This window comes from Micromonospora sp. GCM10011541 (assembly GCF_042650725.1).
Lineage (GTDB): Bacteria > Actinomycetota > Actinomycetes > Mycobacteriales > Micromonosporaceae > Micromonospora > Micromonospora sicca.
The window spans coordinates 123,765-141,123 of sequence record NZ_JBHSBP010000010.1 but is presented as its reverse complement, the minus strand read 5'-3'; the positions used below and the strand labels follow the sequence as shown (position 1 = coordinate 141,123).

At 74.7% G+C, this 17,359-nt stretch carries 16 protein-coding genes and 1 pseudogene; 12 read left to right on the top strand and 5 right to left on the bottom strand.

Annotated features, from left to right (window positions below; genetic code table 11):
* Positions 1-156: 156 nt before the first annotated feature.
* Together ACFOYX_RS05030 and ACFOYX_RS05025 are read left to right on the top strand one after the other, a co-directional pair.
* Entirely contained in the window at positions 157-2,034 is a 1,878-nt protein-coding gene (locus ACFOYX_RS05030; protein WP_322442376.1) for an ABC transporter ATP-binding protein, read from the top strand.
* Entirely contained in the window at positions 2,031-3,818 is a 1,788-nt protein-coding gene (locus tag ACFOYX_RS05025) for an ABC transporter ATP-binding protein (protein ID WP_109802695.1), read from the top strand. Before ACFOYX_RS05030 ends, ACFOYX_RS05025 begins: the two co-directional genes overlap by 4 nt.
* A gap of 181 nt (positions 3,819-3,999) precedes the next feature.
* Here ACFOYX_RS05025 and ACFOYX_RS05020 read toward each other — a convergent pair whose 3' ends face one another.
* From ACFOYX_RS05020 to ACFOYX_RS05010, 3 genes are read right to left on the bottom strand one after another with little or no spacing between them, the layout of a single operon-like run.
* The gene (locus tag ACFOYX_RS05020) at positions 4,000-4,608 is read right to left on the bottom strand and encodes a TetR family transcriptional regulator (RefSeq protein ID WP_109802703.1); all 609 of its coding nucleotides are present in this window, start codon (positions 4,606-4,608) and stop codon (positions 4,000-4,002) included.
* Positions 4,608-5,363: an ABC transporter permease gene (locus ACFOYX_RS05015; RefSeq protein ID WP_322442375.1), complete on the bottom strand. Its 756-nt coding sequence runs from the start codon at positions 5,361-5,363 to the stop codon at positions 4,608-4,610. The genes ACFOYX_RS05020 and ACFOYX_RS05015 overlap by 1 nt, the downstream gene beginning before the upstream one ends.
* Positions 5,360-6,103, bottom strand: a complete 744-nt coding sequence (locus ACFOYX_RS05010; RefSeq protein ID WP_322442374.1) for an ABC transporter ATP-binding protein — start codon at positions 6,101-6,103, stop codon at positions 5,360-5,362. Before ACFOYX_RS05010 ends, ACFOYX_RS05015 begins: the two co-directional genes overlap by 4 nt.
* A 103-nt stretch (positions 6,104-6,206) precedes the next feature.
* Here ACFOYX_RS05010 and ACFOYX_RS05005 point away from each other — a divergent pair, with 103 nt between their 5' ends.
* The 6 genes and pseudogenes from ACFOYX_RS05005 to ACFOYX_RS04980 all read left to right on the top strand — a co-directional run bounded on the left by ACFOYX_RS05005 (position 6,207) and on the right by ACFOYX_RS04980 (position 11,282).
* Positions 6,207-6,596, top strand: a complete 390-nt coding sequence (locus ACFOYX_RS05005; protein WP_109802704.1) for a MerR family transcriptional regulator — start codon at positions 6,207-6,209, stop codon at positions 6,594-6,596.
* Positions 6,593-7,597: an aldo/keto reductase gene (locus ACFOYX_RS05000; protein WP_322442373.1), complete on the top strand. Its 1,005-nt coding sequence runs from the start codon at positions 6,593-6,595 to the stop codon at positions 7,595-7,597. Before ACFOYX_RS05005 ends, ACFOYX_RS05000 begins: the two co-directional genes overlap by 4 nt.
* A gap of 159 nt (positions 7,598-7,756) precedes the next feature.
* Positions 7,757-8,509: pseudogene (locus ACFOYX_RS04995) on the top strand (hypothetical protein); the annotation flags it as partial.
* A gap of 180 nt (positions 8,510-8,689) precedes the next feature.
* A complete protein-coding gene (gene hisI, locus ACFOYX_RS04990) occupies positions 8,690-9,124 on the top strand; it encodes a phosphoribosyl-AMP cyclohydrolase (RefSeq protein WP_109802705.1) in 435 nt (144 codons plus the stop codon).
* Positions 9,121-10,674, top strand: a complete 1,554-nt coding sequence (locus tag ACFOYX_RS04985; protein ID WP_322442372.1) for an anthranilate synthase component I — start codon at positions 9,121-9,123, stop codon at positions 10,672-10,674. The genes hisI and ACFOYX_RS04985 overlap by 4 nt, the downstream gene beginning before the upstream one ends.
* The gene (locus tag ACFOYX_RS04980) at positions 10,671-11,282 is read left to right on the top strand and encodes a Trp biosynthesis-associated membrane protein (RefSeq protein ID WP_109802700.1); all 612 of its coding nucleotides are present in this window, start codon (positions 10,671-10,673) and stop codon (positions 11,280-11,282) included. The genes ACFOYX_RS04985 and ACFOYX_RS04980 overlap by 4 nt, the downstream gene beginning before the upstream one ends.
* On the opposite strand, the gene ACFOYX_RS04975 is transcribed toward ACFOYX_RS04980, so the two are convergent.
* Positions 11,275-11,550, bottom strand: a complete 276-nt coding sequence (locus ACFOYX_RS04975; RefSeq protein ID WP_109802706.1) for a hypothetical protein — start codon at positions 11,548-11,550, stop codon at positions 11,275-11,277. The genes ACFOYX_RS04980 and ACFOYX_RS04975 overlap by 8 nt on opposite strands.
* A 490-nt stretch (positions 11,551-12,040) precedes the next feature.
* On the opposite strand from ACFOYX_RS04975, the gene trpC reads away from it, so the two are divergent.
* Genes trpC through trpA form a run of 3 tightly spaced genes read left to right on the top strand, consistent with a single transcriptional unit; the run spans position 12,041 to position 14,928 of the window.
* A complete protein-coding gene (gene trpC / locus ACFOYX_RS04970; protein WP_201749721.1) occupies positions 12,041-12,844 on the top strand; it encodes an indole-3-glycerol phosphate synthase TrpC in 804 nt (267 codons plus the stop codon).
* Between the two features lie 38 nt (positions 12,845-12,882).
* Positions 12,883-14,121, top strand: a complete 1,239-nt coding sequence (gene trpB, locus ACFOYX_RS04965; protein ID WP_322442371.1) for a tryptophan synthase subunit beta — start codon at positions 12,883-12,885, stop codon at positions 14,119-14,121.
* Between the two features lie 3 nt (positions 14,122-14,124).
* Positions 14,125-14,928: a tryptophan synthase subunit alpha gene (gene trpA / locus ACFOYX_RS04960; RefSeq protein WP_322442370.1), complete on the top strand. Its 804-nt coding sequence runs from the start codon at positions 14,125-14,127 to the stop codon at positions 14,926-14,928.
* Positions 14,929-15,458: 530 nt separating this feature from the next.
* On the opposite strand, the gene ACFOYX_RS04955 is transcribed toward trpA, so the two are convergent.
* The gene (locus tag ACFOYX_RS04955) at positions 15,459-16,067 is read right to left on the bottom strand and encodes an NUDIX domain-containing protein (protein ID WP_322442369.1); all 609 of its coding nucleotides are present in this window, start codon (positions 16,065-16,067) and stop codon (positions 15,459-15,461) included.
* A gap of 118 nt (positions 16,068-16,185) precedes the next feature.
* Between ACFOYX_RS04955 and lgt the strand changes: the two genes are divergently transcribed.
* The gene (gene lgt, locus ACFOYX_RS04950; RefSeq protein ID WP_322442397.1) at positions 16,186-17,349 is read left to right on the top strand and encodes a prolipoprotein diacylglyceryl transferase; all 1,164 of its coding nucleotides are present in this window, start codon (positions 16,186-16,188) and stop codon (positions 17,347-17,349) included.
* Positions 17,350-17,359: the final 10 nt, after the last annotated feature.

The window sequence follows — 17,359 nt, the reverse complement described above, 5'->3', positions numbered from 1 at the left end:
GGCCGGCCCGACGGGCACCCCCGCGCGGCGCCGACCGCCCTGGTCGGCGCGCCGCCGCCGGGGAAGTGACGCTGGACATATGCCGTCCGGGTCGGCGGAGCTGGCACCGACCGGTAAGGATGAGGGAGATAATTGCGGCTTACGGCGGGGGACAGCGTGGCGAGCGGGACAAGTCGGGACGTCCTCGGCCGGGGGCTACGGGTCCTCGGCCGGGCTATCCGGGAGCAGCCGCGGATCTTCGCGGTCGCCGTGACCGGGAGCGTGCTCTTCGGCCTCATGGTGATCGCCAGCGCGTTCGTGGTCGGCCGGGTGGTCGGTGACGTGGTGGTGCCGGCCATCGCCCGGGGCTCGGTCGGCACCGGGGTGCTGGCGCTGGCCGCCGCGTCGCTGTTCGGGATCAGCGTGCTGCGGGTGGTGGGCATCTTCGGCCGCCGGCTCGGCGCCGGTTACATGCAGTACCGCCTCCAAGCCGCGTACCGCCGCCGGGTCACCCGGCGCTACCTGGACCTGCCGCTGTCCTGGCACCACCGCAACGCCACCGGCACGCTGCTGTCCAACGCCAACTCGGACGTCGAGGCGGCCTGGTACCCGATCGCGCCGCTGCCCTTCGCGGTGGGCACCGTGGTGATGCTGGTCGGCGCGATCGTCTCGCTCTTCCTCACCGACTGGGCGCTCGCCCTGGTCGGCCTCGCCGTCTTCCCCGCGCTCTTCGCGCTCAACGTGGTCTACTCCCGGCGGATGGCGCCCCGTCAGGCCCGGGCCCAGCGGCTGCGCGCCGAGGTGAGCGGCATCGCCCACGAGAGCTTCGACGGCGCCCTGGTGGTCAAGACGATGGGCCGGGAGGCCGAGGAGACGGCGCGCTTCGCGTCCCGCGCCGGCGAGCTGCGCGACGCGCTGATCTCCGTCGGCCGGCTGCGCGGTGTCTTCGACCCGATGCTGGAGACCCTGCCCAGCCTCGGCACCCTCGCCGTGCTGGTGGTCGGCGCGGTCCGGCTGCGGGCCGGCGCGATCAGCGTCGCCGAGCTGGTCAGTGTCGCCTTCCTCTTCACCGTGCTGGCCTTCCCGGTCCGGGCCATCGGCTGGGTGCTGGCCGAGCTGCCGCGCAGCGTCGCCGGCTGGGACCGGGTGCGCCGGGTGCTCGACGCCACCGGCGAGATGCCGTACGGCGACAGCGTCCTCGACCCGGCCGCTCCGACGCCGGCCACGCTCGCCTTCCACGACGTGCACTTCGGCTACGAGCCGGCCGAGGCGCACCTGCCCGGCGCCGAGGTGCTCGGCGAGGTGACCTTCACCGTGCCGGCCGGGAAGACGGTGGCCCTGGTCGGGCCGACCGGCGCCGGCAAGTCGACCATCGCCTCCCTCGCGGTCCGGCTGGTCGACCCGCGCGCCGGCGCCGTCACCCTGGACGGCGTCGGCCTCCGCGAACTCACCGCCGCCTCGCTCGCCTCGACGGTGGCCCTGGTCGCCCAGGTGCCGTTCGTCTTCGACGACACGGTCCGAGCCAACATCGCCCTGGACCGCCCGGGCATCGGCGACGACGAGGTGTGGGCGGCGCTGCGGCTGGCCGAGGCCGACGGGTTCGTCGCCGCCCTGCCCGACGGGCTGGACACCATGGTCGGCGAGCGGGGCACCTCGCTCTCCGGCGGCCAGCGGCAGCGGCTCACCCTGGCCCGCGCGCTGGCCGGCCGGCCCCGGCTGCTGGTGCTCGACGACGCCACCAGCGCCGTCGACCCGCGGGTCGAGGCGGCCATCCTGGCCGGCCTGCGCGCGCCCACCGACGGCGGGGGCGCGGCCGCGTCGATCCTGGTGGTCGCGTACCGGCGGGCCACCATCGCCCTCGCCGACGAGGTGATCTACCTGGAACAGGGGCGGGTCCTGGCCCGGGGCACCCACACCGAGCTGCTGGCCACCGTCCCCGGCTACGCCGACCTGGTCACCGCGTACGAGCAGGCGGAGCACGATCGTGAGCAGCCCCGGACGTACGACGAGGTCACGCCGTTGACCTCCGGCCTGGAAGTCGAGGTTGACCGGTGAGCGCGACTGTTGAGGCGGAGCGGCCGGCGGAGCGCACCGAGTCGACCTGGCGGACGCTGCGGCGGGGGCTCGCGCTCTCCCCCGAGCTGAAGACCGGGCTGGCCGGCACCGTGGTGCTGGCGCTGGTCTACATGGTCGGGCGGGTGGCCGTCCCGGTCGCCGTCCAGCGCGGCATCGACCACGGCATCGTGGGCGGCCTGGACCTCGGCGTGGTGTGGCGGGTGGTCGCGATCACCGCGGCCGTCCTGGTGATCACCACCAGCTGCGGCTACCTGATGATGCGGCGGCTCTTCACGGTCAGCGAGACCGCCCTGGCCGGGGTGCGGACCCGGGCGTTCCGGCACGTGCACGACCTGTCCATGCTGCACCAGCAGTCGGAGCGGCGGGGTTCGCTGGTGTCCCGGGTGACCAGCGACGTCGACCAGATCACCACGTTCCTCCAGTGGGGCGGGGTGATCCTGATCGTCAACCTCGGTCAGCTGGTGGTCACCACGATCGTCATGCTGGCGTACTCCTGGCAGCTCACCCTGGTGGTGCTCGCCGCGTTCGCCCCGGCGGTGCTGGTGATCCGGCTGTTGCAGCGCCGCCTCGCGGGCGCGTACGGCCTGGTCCGGCAGCGGACGGGCACGCTGCTCGGCACCATCGCGGAGAGCGTGGTGGGCGCTCCGGTGATCCGGGCGTACGGCATCGCCGGGCGGACGGCCCGGCGGCTGGACGCGGCGATCGAGGGGCAGCGGCAGGCCCAGCAGCGGGCCATCCGGATCAGCATCGTGGGCAGCTCGGTGGGGGAGCTGGCGGCCGGCCTGGCGCTGGCCGGCGTGGTCGTCGTCGGGGTCACCCTGGGCGTCGACCGCACCCTGTCGATCGGTCAGCTGACCGCGTTCCTGTTCCTGGTGACGCTCTTCATCCAGCCCGTGCAGATCGCCACCGAGGTGCTCAACGAGGCGCAGAACGCGATCGCCGGCTGGCGCCGGGTGCTGGACGTGCTGGACGTCGCCCCGGACGTGGCCGACCCGGGCGCGCAGGGGCGGGAGTTGCCGCCCGGACCGCTGGACATCCGCTTCGCCGGGGTGACCTTCGCCTACCCGGGCGGCCCCCCCGTGCTGCACGACGTCCGCCTGGAGATCCCGGCGAAGAGCCGGGTGGCCGTGGTTGGCGAGACCGGCAGCGGCAAGACGACGTTCGCCAAGCTGCTCACCCGGCTGATGGACCCGACCGCCGGCGAGGTGCTGCTCTCCGGGGTGCCGCTGCGCCAGGTCCGGTTCGACTCGCTGCGCTCCCGGGTGGTGATGGTGCCGCAGGACGGCTTCCTCTTCGACGCCACCGTCGGGGAGAACGTCCGTTTCGCCCGGCCCGAGCTGACCGACGAGCAGCTCACCGTGGCCTTCACCGAGCTGGGCCTGGCCGACTGGCTGGACGGCCTGCCGGCGGGGCTGGACACCCCGGTCGGCGAGCGCGGCGAGGCGCTCAGCGTGGGGGAGCGGCAGCTCGTCGCGCTCGCCCGGGCGTACGTCGCCGACCCCGACCTGCTGGTGCTGGACGAGGCGACCAGCGCGGTCGACCCGGCCACCGAGGTACGCCTCCAGCGCACCCTGGACGCGGTCACCCGCGGCCGGACCACGCTGGCCATCGCCCACCGGCTCTCCACCGCGCAGGCCGCGGACGAGGTGATCGTGGTGGACCGGGGCCGGATCGTGCAGCGCGGCCCGCACGACGAGCTGGTCAGGGATCCCGAGTCGGTCTACGCGCTGCTCTACGCCTCCTGGCTGGAGCAGACCCGCTAGTTCCTCGGCGGCCGTCCCTCGGCGGGCGGCCGTCCGCTGCGCTGCCGGCAGGGCCCAGGCCGCGGCCTTGTCGCCGGCGAGCGATATGCCTGAGAGGCATAAATGCGCCGGAGGGGTATATCGCTCACCGAGTTGTCCACCGTCGGTGCGGTCACCGTGGGTGATACTCGCCGCAGCCCGCTCAGCCGGCCAGGTCGCCGGTGATGTCGCCGGTGAGGTAGCGCTGCACGGTCGGGCCGATCGCCGCGACCAGGGTCTCCGGGTCGGCGGAGGCGACCGGCTCCAGCCGGATCACGTACCGCATCATGGCCAGACCGATGACCTGCGTCGCCACGAGCGAGCCGCGCAGCGGCAGCTCGGCCGGGTCCAGGTCGAGGTGGTCGAGGACCCGCCGCAGCACCTGGGTGACCAGGAACTCGCGCATCAGCCGGGCGGTCCACTCGTTGCTGACCGCCGAGCGGAGCAGCGCGACCGCGGCCGCGCCGACCGGCGAGTCCCAGACGCCGAGGAAGGCGCGGACCAGCCGCTCGCCCGCCCCGTCCGGCCCGGCGCCGAGTACGGTCGGGAGCAGCTGCGCCGGGTCGATCGGGATGTCTACGGTGGCCCGGAAGAGGTCCTCCTTGGTGCCGAAGTAGTGGTGCACCAGGGCCGGGTCCACGCCGGCGGCGGTGGCGATGCCCCGGATCGAGGCGGCGTCGAAGCCGCGCTCGGCGAAGGCCGACCGGGCGGCCGCGAGGATCGCCTCCCGGGTGTCCGGGTTGCCGGGCCGCCGGCCGGTCCGGCGGGCCATCACCCGCTGCGCCGGCGGAGGGTGGCCGCCGCGAGCACCAGCGTCGCGACCGCCGCGCCGGCCACGATCGCCAGGTCCCGCCACATCGTGCCGGTCGGGTCGACGTGCCGCCCGACCTCCTGCAGGGCTTCCACCGAGTACGACAGGGGCAGCACGTCGCTGACCGCCTGGAGCCAGCCGGCCATCTCGCCGCGGGGCACGAACAGCCCGCAGAGCAGCAGCTGCGGCACCGCCACGACGGGCAGGAACTGCACCGCCTGGAACTCGGTGCGGGCGAAGGCGCTGCAGAACAGGCCCAGGGCCACCGCCAGCACGGCGTTGACGGCCGAGATCAGCACCACCAGCCCGATGCTGCCGGCCGTGTCCAGGTCGAACACCCAGTACGCGACCGCCGAGGCGATGGTCGCCTGGACCGCGCCGGCGAGCCCGAACGCGAGGCCGTAGCCGAAGAGCAGGTCGAGCTTGCTCAGCGGGGTGGTGAGAAGCCGCTCCAGGGTGCCGGTGGTGCGCTCCCGCAACATGGCGATGCTGGTCACCAGGAACATGATGATGAACGGGAAGAAGCCGAGCATGATCAGCGCCACCCGGTCGAAGACGGCGGGCTGTCCCGGCGGGGCTGGCTGGTCGACGTACATGAAGTAGACCAGGGTGAGCAGCACGGTGGGCAGCACCACCAGCAGGGCGAGGGTGCGCCGGTCGTGCCTGAGCTGGCGCAGGATGCGGCCGGTGGTCGCGGCCAGGATCCGGAGGTTCATGCCCGTTCCCGTCCGGCGGGCTCCCGGCCCGCCTCGTTCGCCCTGATCAGTCGCAGGAAGGCTTGTTCCAGGTCGTCGACGCCGGTGGCGGCGCGGACGGCGTCCGGGGTGTCGTCGGCGATCAGCCGGCCCTCCCGGACGAGCAGCAGCCGGTCGCAGCGGGCCGCCTCGTCCATCACGTGGCTCGACACCAGCAGCGTCGTCCCGGCCGCGGCCATCTCGTGGAACCGGGCCCACAGGTCGGCCCGGAGCACCGGGTCCTGGCCGACGGTCGGCTCGTCGAGGATGACCAGCTCCGGATCGCCGACCAGGGCGCAGGCCAGCGAGGCGCGGCTGCGCTGACCGCCGGAGAGGGTGCCGACGAGCTGACCGGCGGCGTCCGCCAGCCCGACGTCGGCGACGGCCCGGTCGGCCTCGGCGTGACCCCGGCCGTGCAGGACGGCGAAGTAGCGCGCGTTCTCCCGCACCGTGAGGTCGGCGTAGACGCTCGGCGCCTGGGTCAGGTAGCCGACCCGGCGGCGCAGCTCCGCCGCCCCGGCCGGCCGGCCGAGCACGGTGACCGTGCCCGACGTGACGGTCTGCACCCCGACCACGGCCCGCATCAGCGTGGTCTTGCCGCTGCCGCTCGGCCCGAGCAGCCCGGTGACCGTGCCGCGGGGCACCGTGCAGCTGATGCTCTGCAGCACCCGCCGCCGGCCCCGGTCGACGACCAGGTCACGGACCACCACCGCGTCCTCCATCGCCCGCCTCCAAACTCATCATCCGTTGAAATCAACGCTAGGTGAATTAACTCCGCCGCGCAACGGTTGACTTCGAGTGCACTCCAACTGGAAGCCTTGGGTCGTGGACATCAGCACACGCGAGATGAGCCTCACCGTCGGTGAGGCGGCGGAACGGGTCGGCCTGAGCACCTACACGCTGCGCTGGTACGAGCAGGAGGGGCTGGTCGCCCCGGTCGGACGGGATTCCGCCGGCCGGCGGCGCTACACCGAGAGCGACGTCAACTGGTTGTTCCTGCTCACCCGGCTGCGCCGGACCGGCATGCCGGTCCGGGACATGCGCCGCTACGCCGAGCTGGCCCGACAGGGCGACCGGACGCTCGGCGCCCGGCGGGCGCTCTTCGAGGCGCACCGGGCCCGGGTGCTGGCCCGGATGGCCGAACTGGAGGAGGACCTGAAGGTGCTCGACTACAAGATCGACGCGTACCGCAGGGCGGAGGAGGAGAGCGCATGATCCGGCGACGAATGGGCGCGACCGGTCCCGAGGTCTCGGCGATCGGTCTGGGCTGCATGGGGATGAGCTTCGCGTACGGCCCGGGCGACGACGCCGAGTCGACGCGGACCCTGCACCGGGCCCTCGACCTCGGCGCCAACCACCTCGACACCGCCGACATGTACGGCTTCGGCGCGAACGAGCGGCTGCTCGCCCCGGTGCTGCGGGCCCGCCGGGACGAGGTCTTCCTGGCCACCAAGTTCGGCAACCGCACCACCGGCGACAGCTTCGGTGGCACCGGCACCCCGGGCGCCTTCGTGGACAGCAGCGCCGTCTGGACCCGGGAGGCCTGCGACGCCTCGCTGAGCCGGCTCGGGGTGGACACCATCGACCTGTACTACCTGCACCGGCGCAATCCCGAGACGCCGATCGAGGAAACCGTCGGCGCGCTGGCCGACCTCGTGGCGGCCGGCAAGATCCGGCTGATCGGGCTCTCCGAGGTCAGCCCCGCGACGCTGCGCGCCGCGCACGCGGTGCACCCGATCTCCGCGGTGCAGATGGAGTACTCGCTGTTCAGCCGGGACGTCGAGGGCGAGATGCTGGCCACCTGCCGGGAGCTGGGCGTGTCGCTGGTGGCGTACTCGCCGGTGGGGCGGGGGCTGCTCACCGGGGCGATCACCGGTCGCGACCAGCTCGCCGAGAACGACTGGCGGGCCGGGGCGCCCCGGTTCGCCGAGGAAAACCTCGACGCCAATCTGCGGCTGGTCGACGAGGTCCGGGCGGTCGCCGCCGAGCTCGGTCGCACCCCCGCCCAGGTGGCGCTGGCCTGGCTGCTCGCCCAGGGCGCGGACGTGCTGCCCATCCCCGGCACCAAGCGGGTGCGCTACCTCGAGGAGAACGCCGCCGCCGCCGACGTCGAGCTCAGCGCCGCCCAGTCGGCCCGGCTCGCCGAGGCGGTGCCGCCCGGCGCGGCGGCCGGCGAAAGGTACCCCGAGGCAGCAATGAGATTCGTCGGACACTGACCCCGGAACGGACAGGGCGTCCGCCATCGGTCATTGCGCCGAAGATCGGGCGTCCGGCACGATGACCAGGTGGGTCCCGCTCCGTTGCCCGAGACCGGTTTCCTCGACGACTGGGCCGCCCGCCTGCGGCAGGTCGCCGACCGTCCCGTCGTCGGCATCATGCTGCGCGGCAGTCACGCCCGGCGGGGCGCCACCGAGCACAGCGACGTGGACCTCGACGTCCTCGTCGCCGCCGACGACCAACCCAGCGCCGACGACGAACCCGCCGCCGACGACCGACCCACCGCCGATGACCGTTCCGCCGCCCCGAGTCCCGCGGCGGCGGGCCGGCCGGTGACCCCGGGCGGCCGCGCGGTCGCGGCCGCTGCGCCGGCCGCCCGGCCGGGTGTCGGCCCGTACGCCGCCCACCGCGCCTTCCTCGCCGAATTCGAGGGCCGGCTGGTGCACGTCTCGGTGGCCGCCCGGGACGTCCGCTCCTGGGTGCACCGGCTCAACGAGCCGGCCGACTGGGCGTTCGGCCTGCCGGTCACCGCGCCGGCCCGGCTGCTCTGGGCGGTGCCGGAGTGGCGGCGCCGGATCGACCTGCCGGTGCTCTGCCAGCCGGCCGACGAGCCCCGGTTCGAGGAGCTGATCGCCACCCTGGGCAAGGTCGCCGGGGCCCGCCGGGTCGACGACCCGTTCGGCGTCCGGCTGGCCGCCGCCGACCTGGCCCGGCTCTGCCCGTCCGTGCTCCGGCTGGCCAACCCCTCGGTCCGGGTGGCCTCCCGCCGGGGCGCCCTCGCCGCAGTGCTCGACCTGCCGGTCGCCCCGCCCGGCTACCGCGACGACATGCTGCGCTGCCTCGGGCTGCGGCCCGCCTCCGTCGGGGAGGTGAGCGTCGCCGCCGGTCGGCTGGTGACCGGGATCGTGCCGCTGGTCCGCCCGTACGCCGAGGAGATCGCCGCGGTGTCCGGCGCGGACCTGGCGGACGCCCTGCTGGACGGCCGACTGGACCGCTACCTGGCCCAGCTGACCCGGGCCGTCGCGCCCGCCGTGCCCGGCCATCGGGACGCGGCGGCGGTCCCGGCGCCGCGTGCGGGACAATGGGTCACTGTGCCCGCCTCTGACGCGCCGCTGACCGGCGCACCCGCCACCGCCGGCGAACCCGCGGCCCCCGGCCCGGTCCGCCCGTCCCGGCTCGACCCGGCCATCGCCGCCCGGCTGCGCCGCACCCCCGACGGCCTGGTGGCCGCCGTGGTGCGCCAGCACGACACGGGCGAGGTGCTGATGGTCGCCTGGATGGACGACGAGGCGCTGCACCGCACCCTCACCAGCGGCCGGGCCACCTACTGGTCGCGCAGCCGCCAGGAGTACTGGGTCAAGGGCGCCACCTCCGGCCACCACCAGCACGTCCGCTCGGTCGCCCTGGACTGCGACGGCGACGCCCTGCTGGTGAGCGTCGACCAGGTCGGCGCGGCCTGCCACACCGGGCACCGGACCTGCTTCTTCACCGAGCTGCCGGTGACCTCCCCGGAGGCGACCTCATGACCGACGGCGCGGTCAGCCCGGACCAGGCGACCTTCACCGACCTGGCGGCCCGCTGGCGGGTCGTCCCGGTCACCCGGCGGCTGCTCGCCGACGCGGAGACCCCGGTCGGGGTCTACCGCAAGCTCGCCGGCGGCCCCGGCACCTTCCTGCTCGAGTCGGCCGAGCAGGGCGTCGGCTCGGCCGGGATGGCCTGGTCCCGGTACTCGTTCATCGGCGTGCGCAGCAGCGCCACGCTGACCGAACGCGGCGGCGCCGCGGTCTGGACCGGCGACCCGCCCGCCGGCCTGCCCGTCGACGGCGACCCGGTCCGGGTGCTGCGCGAGACCGTCGCGGCCCTCGGCGGACCGGCCTGGGACCCGGCCAGCGACATGCCGCCGCTGACCGGCGGCATGGTGGGCTATCTCGGGTACGACCTGGTCCGCCGCTTCGAACGGCTGCCCGAGTTGACCGAGGACGACCTCGGCGTGCCCGAGCTGGGCATGATGCTCGCCACCGACCTGGTGGTGCTCGACCACTACGACGGCTCGGCGATCCTGGTCGCCAACGCGATCCTGCCCCCGCCGGACGCGCCGGACCGGGCGCCCCTGGTCGCGGCGGCGTACCACCACGCCGTGGGGCGGCTCGACGCGATGACCACCGCGCTGTCCCGACCGATTCCGCCCATGATCTCGACCGTCGACCGGCCGCCCGCCGGCGAGGTGGTCAGCCGCACCCCCGACGGCGGGTACCCGAAGGCGGTGGAGGCCGCCAAGGAGGCGATCCGGGCCGGCGAGTGCTTCCAGATCGTGCTCGCCCAGCGGTTCGAGCGCGATACGCACGCCGACCCGCTCGACGTCTACCGGGTGCTGCGCACCACCAACCCCAGCCCGTACATGTACCTGCTGCGTTTCGACGGCTTCGACATCGTCGGCTCCTCGCCGGAGGCGCACCTGAAGGTCAGCACCGGCGCGGACGGCCGGCGGCGGGCGCTGCTGCACCCGATCGCCGGCACCCGGCCGCGCGGCGGCTCCCCGGAGGCCGACGCCCGGCTCGCCGCCGAGCTGCTCGCCGACCCGAAGGAACGCTCCGAGCACGTGATGCTGGTCGACCTGGGCCGCAACGACCTCGGCCGGGTCTGCCGGCCCGGCACGGTCGAGGTGCCGGAGTTCGCCACCATCGAGCGGTACAGCCATGTCATGCACATCGTCTCCACCGTGGTGGGGGAGCTGCGGGAGGACCGGACGGCCTTCGACGCGCTGGCCGCGACCTTCCCGGCCGGCACCCTCTCCGGGGCGCCGAAGGTGCGGGCCATGGAGATCATCGAGGAGCTGGAGCCGGTCCGGCGGGGCCTCTACGGCGGCACGGTCGGCTACCTCGGCTTCGGCGGCGACCTGGACATGGCGATCGCCATCCGCACCGCGCTGATCCGCGACGGGCGGGCCTACGTGCAGGCCGGGGCGGGCGTGGTGGCCGATTCCGATCCCGCCGCCGAGGACCAGGAGACCCGGAACAAGGCCGCCGCGGTGCTCGCCGCGATCGCCGCCGCCGAGACCCTCCGGCCGGCCCGATGAGCGCCGCGCCGGAACCCGCCGCCACCCAGCGGTCGGCCACCGCCGCCGAGGCGGGCCGGCCGGTCGCGCTGCGGCGCCGGGAGCTGACGTACGCGGTGCTGCTCTGCCTGGCGGGGGCCGGCCTGGCCTGCTGGGCGGCGACCCGGACCTGGTCGGTCGAGCTGACCTCCCGCGGGTCGCTGCCGCCGTCGCGGCACGCCCGCACCGGCACCGACCTGCTGCCCTGGCTCTCCGCGCTGGCGCTGGTCGCGCTGGCCGGCGGTGGCGCGGTGCTCGCCACCCGGGGCCGGGTCCGGCGCCTGCTGGGCGGCCTGCTGACCCTGCTCGGCCTGGCCGTGGCGGCCGGCGGCGGGTACGGCCTGACAGCGGCCTTCGCCGGTGGGGTCAGCCGGCAGTGGCCGGCGCTCTGCCTGGTCGGCGGGCTGGTCGCCGCGGCCGGCGGCCTGGTCACCGCGCTGCGCGGCGGCGACTGGCCGGCGATGGGGGCCCGCTACGAGCGGCCGGTCCGCGCGGCGGAGCAGCCGGCGACGGACGGCCCGGCGGTCGGGCGGGGCACCCGGGACGCCTGGGACGCGCTCGACCGGGGTGAGGACCCGACGGTCAGCTGACCGACTGCGGGTGGCGCACCTCGCGCCGGTCCCGGGCGGCGGCCCGGGCCGCGGTCAGCTCGGCGACCAGACGGTCCAACTCCCTGCGCTGCTCGGCGCGGGCCCGGTCGGCGCAGACCGCCTCCCAGGCGTTGCCCCGTGCGGTCCGCATTCGACCGTCGCCCACCATGGCCCGTTCGAGGGTGTGCACGACGCCGACGGCGAGCGAGGCGACGGTCCGGGAGATGGTGGTCAGTCCGATGGTCTGGTTCGGTCCGTTGGTGCTCATGGTCACCCCGTACGAGATCGTTGGCGACGGTTGGCGGACGCCTCATCGAGTCTGCCCGAGAAGAATGCTGCCCGGCTCACGTTTCGCACCCGTGACGCCCAGGTCAACTGTGCCCGTGGGCGGTACGACCTGGGCAGGGCCGTTCGTCCTTGAGCTTGGTCACAGCATCGACCGGTATCGTCGTCCTGCGTCCCGGGGCCGGCCGTGGTGAGATGGAGCATGGGCGGTGATCGATGGGGAGGTCGACGAGGGCCGACGGGCGAAGATGACGCCGGTCGATGGGCGCGGTGGCGCACCGTGACATTCCGTTCACCGGAAGTCCGGCATCATGCCACAGCCCATCTCGTGACCGGCGCCATACCCCCGGCGCTCGTGGCCAGGTGGCGCCCCCTAGCATCGGCCCATGACACCCGGAGAGGGGAGTCCGTTGGTGACTGCTGAGCATGCGCACGCGGAGGGGGACGAGGCCGGTCCGGCGGCGTCCGTAAGCGTGCTCGACGAGATCCTGGCCGGCGTCCGCGAGGACGTGGCCCGACGGCAGGAGCAGGTTCCGCTGGAGCGGATCCGGGAGCTGGCCGCCGCCGCGCCGCCGCCGCTGGACGCGTACGCGGCCCTGCGCCGGCCCGGGGTGGCCGTGATCGCCGAGGTGAAGCGCTCGTCGCCGTCCCAGGGGCGGCTGGCTGAGATCGCCGACCCGGCCGACCTGGCCGGCGAGTACGCCGCCGGCGGCGCCCGGGCGATCAGCGTGCTGACCGAGGGCCGCTGGTTCGGCGGGTCGCTCGACGACCTGGCCGCCGTCCGGGCCGCGGTGCAGGTCCCGGTGCTTCGCAAGGACTTCGTGGTCTCCAGCTACCAGGTGCACGAGGCGCGGGCCCACGGCGCCGACCTGGTGCTGCTGATCGTCGCGGCGCTGGAGCAGAACGCGCTCGTCGGGCTGCTGGAGCGGATCGAGTCGCTCGGGATGTCCGCGCTGGTCGAGGTGCACAACGAAGAGGAGGCCGACCGGGCCCTGGAAGCCGGTGCACAGGTGATCGGAGTCAACGCCCGTGACCTGCGTACCCTGGAGGTCGACCGCTCGGTGTTCGAGCGGATCGCGCCCGGCCTGCCCAGCAGGGTCGTCAAGATCGCCGAGTCCGGCGTGCGCGGCCCGCACGACCTCATCCGGTACGCCTCGGCGGGCGCCGACGCGGTCCTGGTCGGCGAGGGCCTGGTCACCAAGAAGAGCCCCCGCGAGGCGGTCGCCGAGCTGGTCAATGCCGGCAACCACCCGGCCACGCCCCGCCCGGTGCGCTGACCAGCGCCGGGGAGACTCCGCAGCGAGAGGACACCGCGATGAGTGCCAACGCCAACGCGTCCGCCCCGGCCGGCCAGGTCCCCGACGCCGCCGGCCACTTCGGTCGGTTCGGCGGCCGGTTCGTCCCGGAGGCGCTGGTCGCGGCCCTGGACGAGCTGGACGCGGCGTACCGCAAGGCGATGACCGACGAGGCGTTCCTCGCCGAGTTCGACGCCCTGCTGCGCGACTACGCCGGCACCCCGTCGCTGCTCTACTCCGCCGAGCGGTTCTCCGCGAAGGCGGGCGCGCGGATCCTGCTCAAGCGGGAGGACCTCAACCACACCGGCGCGCACAAGGTGCGCAACGTGCTCGGCCAGGCCCTGCTCACCAAGCGGATGGGCAAGAAGCGGGTGATCGCGGAGACCGGCGCCGGGCAGCACGGCGTCGCCACCGCCACCGCCGCCGCCCTGTTCGACCTCGAGTGCGTGGTCTACATGGGCGAGGTCGACACCCGGCGGCAGGCGCTCAACGTGGCCCGGATGCGGATGCTCGGCGCCACCGTCGTCCCGGTCACCACCGGCTCGCGGACCCTGAAGGACGCGATGAACGAGGCGATGCGGGACTGGGTCGCCAACGTCGACGACACCCACTACCTGATCGGCACGGCCGCCGGCCCGCACCCGTTCCCCGAGATGGTCCGGGACTTTGTCCGGGGCATCGGCGAGGAGGCCCGGCAGCAGTGCCTGGACCTGACCGGCGCGCTGCCCGACGCGGTCGCGGCCTGCGTCGGCGGCGGTTCCAACGCGCTCGGCATCTTCCACGCGTTCGTGCCCGACACCGACGTCCGGCTGTACGGCTTCGAGGCCGGCGGCGAGGGCGTGGAGACCGGCCGGCACGCGGCCAGCATCACCGGCGGCACGTCCGGGGTGCTGCACGGCGCCCGCACGTACGTGCTCCAGAACGAAGACGGCCAGACCATCGAGTCGCACTCGATCTCGGCCGGCCTGGACTACCCGGGCGTCGGCCCCGAGCACGCCTGGCTGCATGACAGCGGCCGGGCCACCTACGCGCCGGTGACCGACACCGAGGCGATGGCCGCGTTCGAGCTGCTCTGCCGGACCGAGGGGATCATCCCGGCGATCGAGAGCGCGCACGCGTTGGCCGGCGCGCTGAAGATCGCCCCGACGCTCGCCGCCGAGCTGGGCCGGGAGCCGGTCATCGTGGTCAATCTCTCCGGCCGGGGCGACAAGGACGTGCACACCGCCGGCGAGTACTTCGGCATCCTCGACAAGGAGTAAATGATGAGCCGGATCGGGGTGGCCTTCGACAAGGCCCGCGCCGACGGGCGGGCCGTGCTGGTCGGCTGCATGCCGGCCGGGTTCCCGACCGTCGAGGGCAGCATCGCCGCGATGACCGCGATGGTCGAGGCGGGCGTGGACGTCATCGAGATGGAGATCCCGTACTCCGACCCCGTGATGGACGGCCCGGTGATCCAGAAGGCCAGCGACATCGCCCTGGCCGGCGGCGTCCGCACCGCGGACACGCTGCGCATCGTCGAGGCGGTCGCGGCCACCGGCGCCCCGGTGGTCACCATGACCTACTGGAACCCGATCGAGCAGTACGGCGTGGACGCCTTCGCCCGTGACCTCGCCGCCGCCGGCGGCACCGGCCTGATCACCCCGGACCTCATCCCGGACGAGGCCGACGAGTGGCTGGCCGCCTCCGACGCGTACGGCCTGGACCGCACGTTTCTGGTCTCCCCGTCCTCCACCGACGCGCGGCTGAAGATGACCGCCGAGCACTGCCGGGGCTTCGTCTACGCCACCGCGATCATGGGCGTGACCGGCGCCCGCGCGCAGACCTCCGACGCCGCGCCGATCCTGGTCTCCCGAACGCGCGAGGTCACCGACCTGCCGGTGGGCGTGGGGCTGGGCGTGGGCACGGGCGCGCAGGCGGGCACGGTCGCCGGGTACGCCGACGGCGTCATCGTGGGCAGCGCCCTGATCCGCTGCCTGCTCGACGCGCCGGACCAGGCCACCGGCCTGGCCGCCCTGCGTACGCTCAGCGCCGAGTTGGCCGAGGGCGTCCGCACCCCGATCCGCTGACCCCTGCCGGCCAGGCCGGGCATCCGACGGCCGGCTGGGCATCCGACGGCAGGCCGGGCATCCGACGGCACGCCGGGCGTGCGGCCCCACCGGTGCGGCGGCAGGTCCCGCGTGTCACGCCGTGCCGGCGGCGGTACCGCTGACGGACGCTACGAAGCTGATGTCGCACATGACTCAGCCCCGCCGGGCGCCCTGCCACGGGCGCATCGAGCCGTCGCGCGGCGCGCGCCTCGAACGCGGGGCCCGCGTGTGTCGGCAAAGAGTGGCTTCCCGACGCGCTGAGGCCGCTCTTCACGGCAAGGCGTGCGGATCTTGACGGGACGACGGGGCGCGGCCGGCCGTGAATCGTCTGCGACATCAGCTTCGTAGCGGCACCAGGCACAGTCGACGGCCACGGCCACGGCCACGGCGATGGCGATGGGGCGGCAGCGACGGCGATGACGGTGGCGGTGGGGCGGCGGCGACGGTGGCGGTGGGGGCGGCGACGACGGCGGTGGCGATGACGGTGGCGGCGGGGCGGCGGCGATGGTTCAGCGTCGGGCGGCCGGGCTGTCGTCCGGCTCGGCCCGTTGGCCGGGCGCGACCGGGTCGCCGCTCGCGCCGCGCCCGCCGGGCCCTGCGCCGGGCGTTGCGCCGGGCCCTCCGCCGGACTCCCCGACGGACGGGGCAGTGGCCGGCCGCGCCGGCTCCCTCCCGGCGTCCCGCAGCACCCCGGACCGGCCGGCCAGCGCGTCGGTGACGGCGGTCCGGGTGATCGGGGTGACGGCGTCCGGCAGGTCGGCCGGGGCGTGCCAGCCCAGGTGGCAGCCGCCCGTCGGGTCCGCCGACGGCGTCCCGGCGGTGACCCGGGCGCGGAAGACGTGCACCAGCACGTCCGGCAGCGGCCCGCACCGGCCGGCCGGGGGCGGAGCGGTGCCCCGGTCGCTGAGCCGGTAGAGGCCGACCAGGTCGACGATCTGGACGTCCCAGCCGGTCTCCGTGCGGATGTTGCGGAGCACCGCCGCGGCCGGGCTCTCCTCCCGGCGCAGTCGACCGCCGGGCAGCGCCCAGCGTCGCTCGCCCCGGCCCTGCCGGCAGAGCAGCACCCGACCGGCGTCGTCGCTGACGACCGCCGCGACCGCCCAGGTGAGCGCGCTCATGGACAAAGAGCCTACGACCGCGCAAACCAGAAGTCAGCCGGCCGGCGAAGCCGACCGTACCGGGGTGCCGCGGAGCCGGTCCGCCCCGGTAGCGTGTGCACCCGTGACCCACGCCCCGATGACCCCACTGGCGGCCCTGCCCAGCCCCAGCACCGCCGTCTGGCAGCTCGGACCGGTTCCGATCCGGGCGTACGCCCTCTGCATCATCATCGGCATCGTGGTGGCCTGCCTGGTCACCGAACGCCGGCTGCGGCAGCGCGGCGTGGCCCCGGGCGCGGTGCTCGACATCGCCGTCTGGGCGGTGCCGACGGGCATCATCGGCGCCCGGATCTACCACGTGATCACCTCGCCGGAGAAGTACTTCGGCGCCGACGGGCAGCCGCTCAAGGCGTTCGCGATCTGGGAGGGCGGCCTCGGCATCTGGGGCGCCGTCGCCGGGGGCGCGCTCGGCGCCTGGATCGCCGCCCGGCAACTCGGCATCCCGTTCGCGGTGGTCGCCGACGCGCTGGCGCCGGGCCTGCCGCTGGCCCAGGCCGTGGGCCGGTTCGGCAACTGGTTCAACAACGAGCTGTACGGCGGCCGCACGTCCCTGCCGTGGGGGCTCGAGGTGCACGTGATGGACCCGGACAACCCCGGGCACGCGCTGCGTGACGACGCCGGCAACCCGATCCTCCAGCCGGGGCTCTACCATCCGACCTTCCTCTACGAGGCGCTGTGGAACATCGGCGTCGCCGTGCTGGTCCTCGTCCTCGACCGGAAGCTGCGGCTCGGGAAGGGCCGGGCGTTCGCGCTCTACGTGATGGGCTACACCGCGGGCCGGTTCTGGATCGAGCTGATGCGTACCGACGAGGCGAACCACATCCTCGGCCTGCGGCTCAACGTCTGGACCGCGGCGCTGGTCTTCCTCGGCGCGCTGATCTACTTCGTCCGGGTCCGCGGCCCGCGGGAGTACCTCATCCCGGTCGGCACGCCGGCGACGCCGGTCCCGCCCGCGGGCGGTGACGTGTCGCAGGTGGACCTCTCCGCCCGGGAGGCCGGGCCGCGGGCGGTCGCGCCGGAGGGCTACCGGGTGGTCAGCGAGGAGCAGTTCCGCGCGTACCAGGAGACCGGCGCCGTGCCGGACGAGCCCGCGGAGAGCGCGCCCGAGGACGGGACCGAGGCCGACGACTCGGCGGCCGCGGAGACCGACGCCCGCGCCGAACCGGACGCTCCCGCCGAGTCGGAGAACCCGGCGGAGTCGGACGACCGGGCCGGGGCCCGCCCCGCCGACCGGGACAGCTGAGCGGAACCGA

What these genes read in the sequence shown, in the direction of transcription:
- ACFOYX_RS05020 (WP_109802703.1), bottom strand. Translation starts at nt 4,608, where the DNA reads ATGGCCCGCCGGACCGGCCGGCGGCCCGGCAACCCGGACACCCGGGAG.
- trpB (WP_322442371.1), top strand. Translation starts at nt 12,883, where the DNA reads ATGAGTGCCAACGCCAACGCGTCCGCCCCGGCCGGCCAGGTCCCCGAC.
- ACFOYX_RS04985 (WP_322442372.1), top strand. Translation starts at nt 9,121, where the DNA reads ATGACCGACGGCGCGGTCAGCCCGGACCAGGCGACCTTCACCGACCTG.
- ACFOYX_RS05010 (WP_322442374.1), bottom strand. Translation starts at nt 6,103, where the DNA reads ATGGAGGACGCGGTGGTGGTCCGTGACCTGGTCGTCGACCGGGGCCGG.
- ACFOYX_RS05015 (WP_322442375.1), bottom strand. Translation starts at nt 5,363, where the DNA reads ATGAACCTCCGGATCCTGGCCGCGACCACCGGCCGCATCCTGCGCCAG.
- ACFOYX_RS04955 (WP_322442369.1), bottom strand. Translation starts at nt 16,067, where the DNA reads ATGAGCGCGCTCACCTGGGCGGTCGCGGCGGTCGTCAGCGACGACGCC.
- lgt (WP_322442397.1), top strand. Translation starts at nt 16,186, where the DNA reads ATGACCCCACTGGCGGCCCTGCCCAGCCCCAGCACCGCCGTCTGGCAG.
- ACFOYX_RS05000 (WP_322442373.1), top strand. Translation starts at nt 6,593, where the DNA reads ATGATCCGGCGACGAATGGGCGCGACCGGTCCCGAGGTCTCGGCGATC.
- ACFOYX_RS04980 (WP_109802700.1), top strand. Translation starts at nt 10,671, where the DNA reads ATGAGCGCCGCGCCGGAACCCGCCGCCACCCAGCGGTCGGCCACCGCC.
- ACFOYX_RS04975 (WP_109802706.1), bottom strand. Translation starts at nt 11,550, where the DNA reads ATGAGCACCAACGGACCGAACCAGACCATCGGACTGACCACCATCTCC.
- trpA (WP_322442370.1), top strand. Translation starts at nt 14,125, where the DNA reads ATGAGCCGGATCGGGGTGGCCTTCGACAAGGCCCGCGCCGACGGGCGG.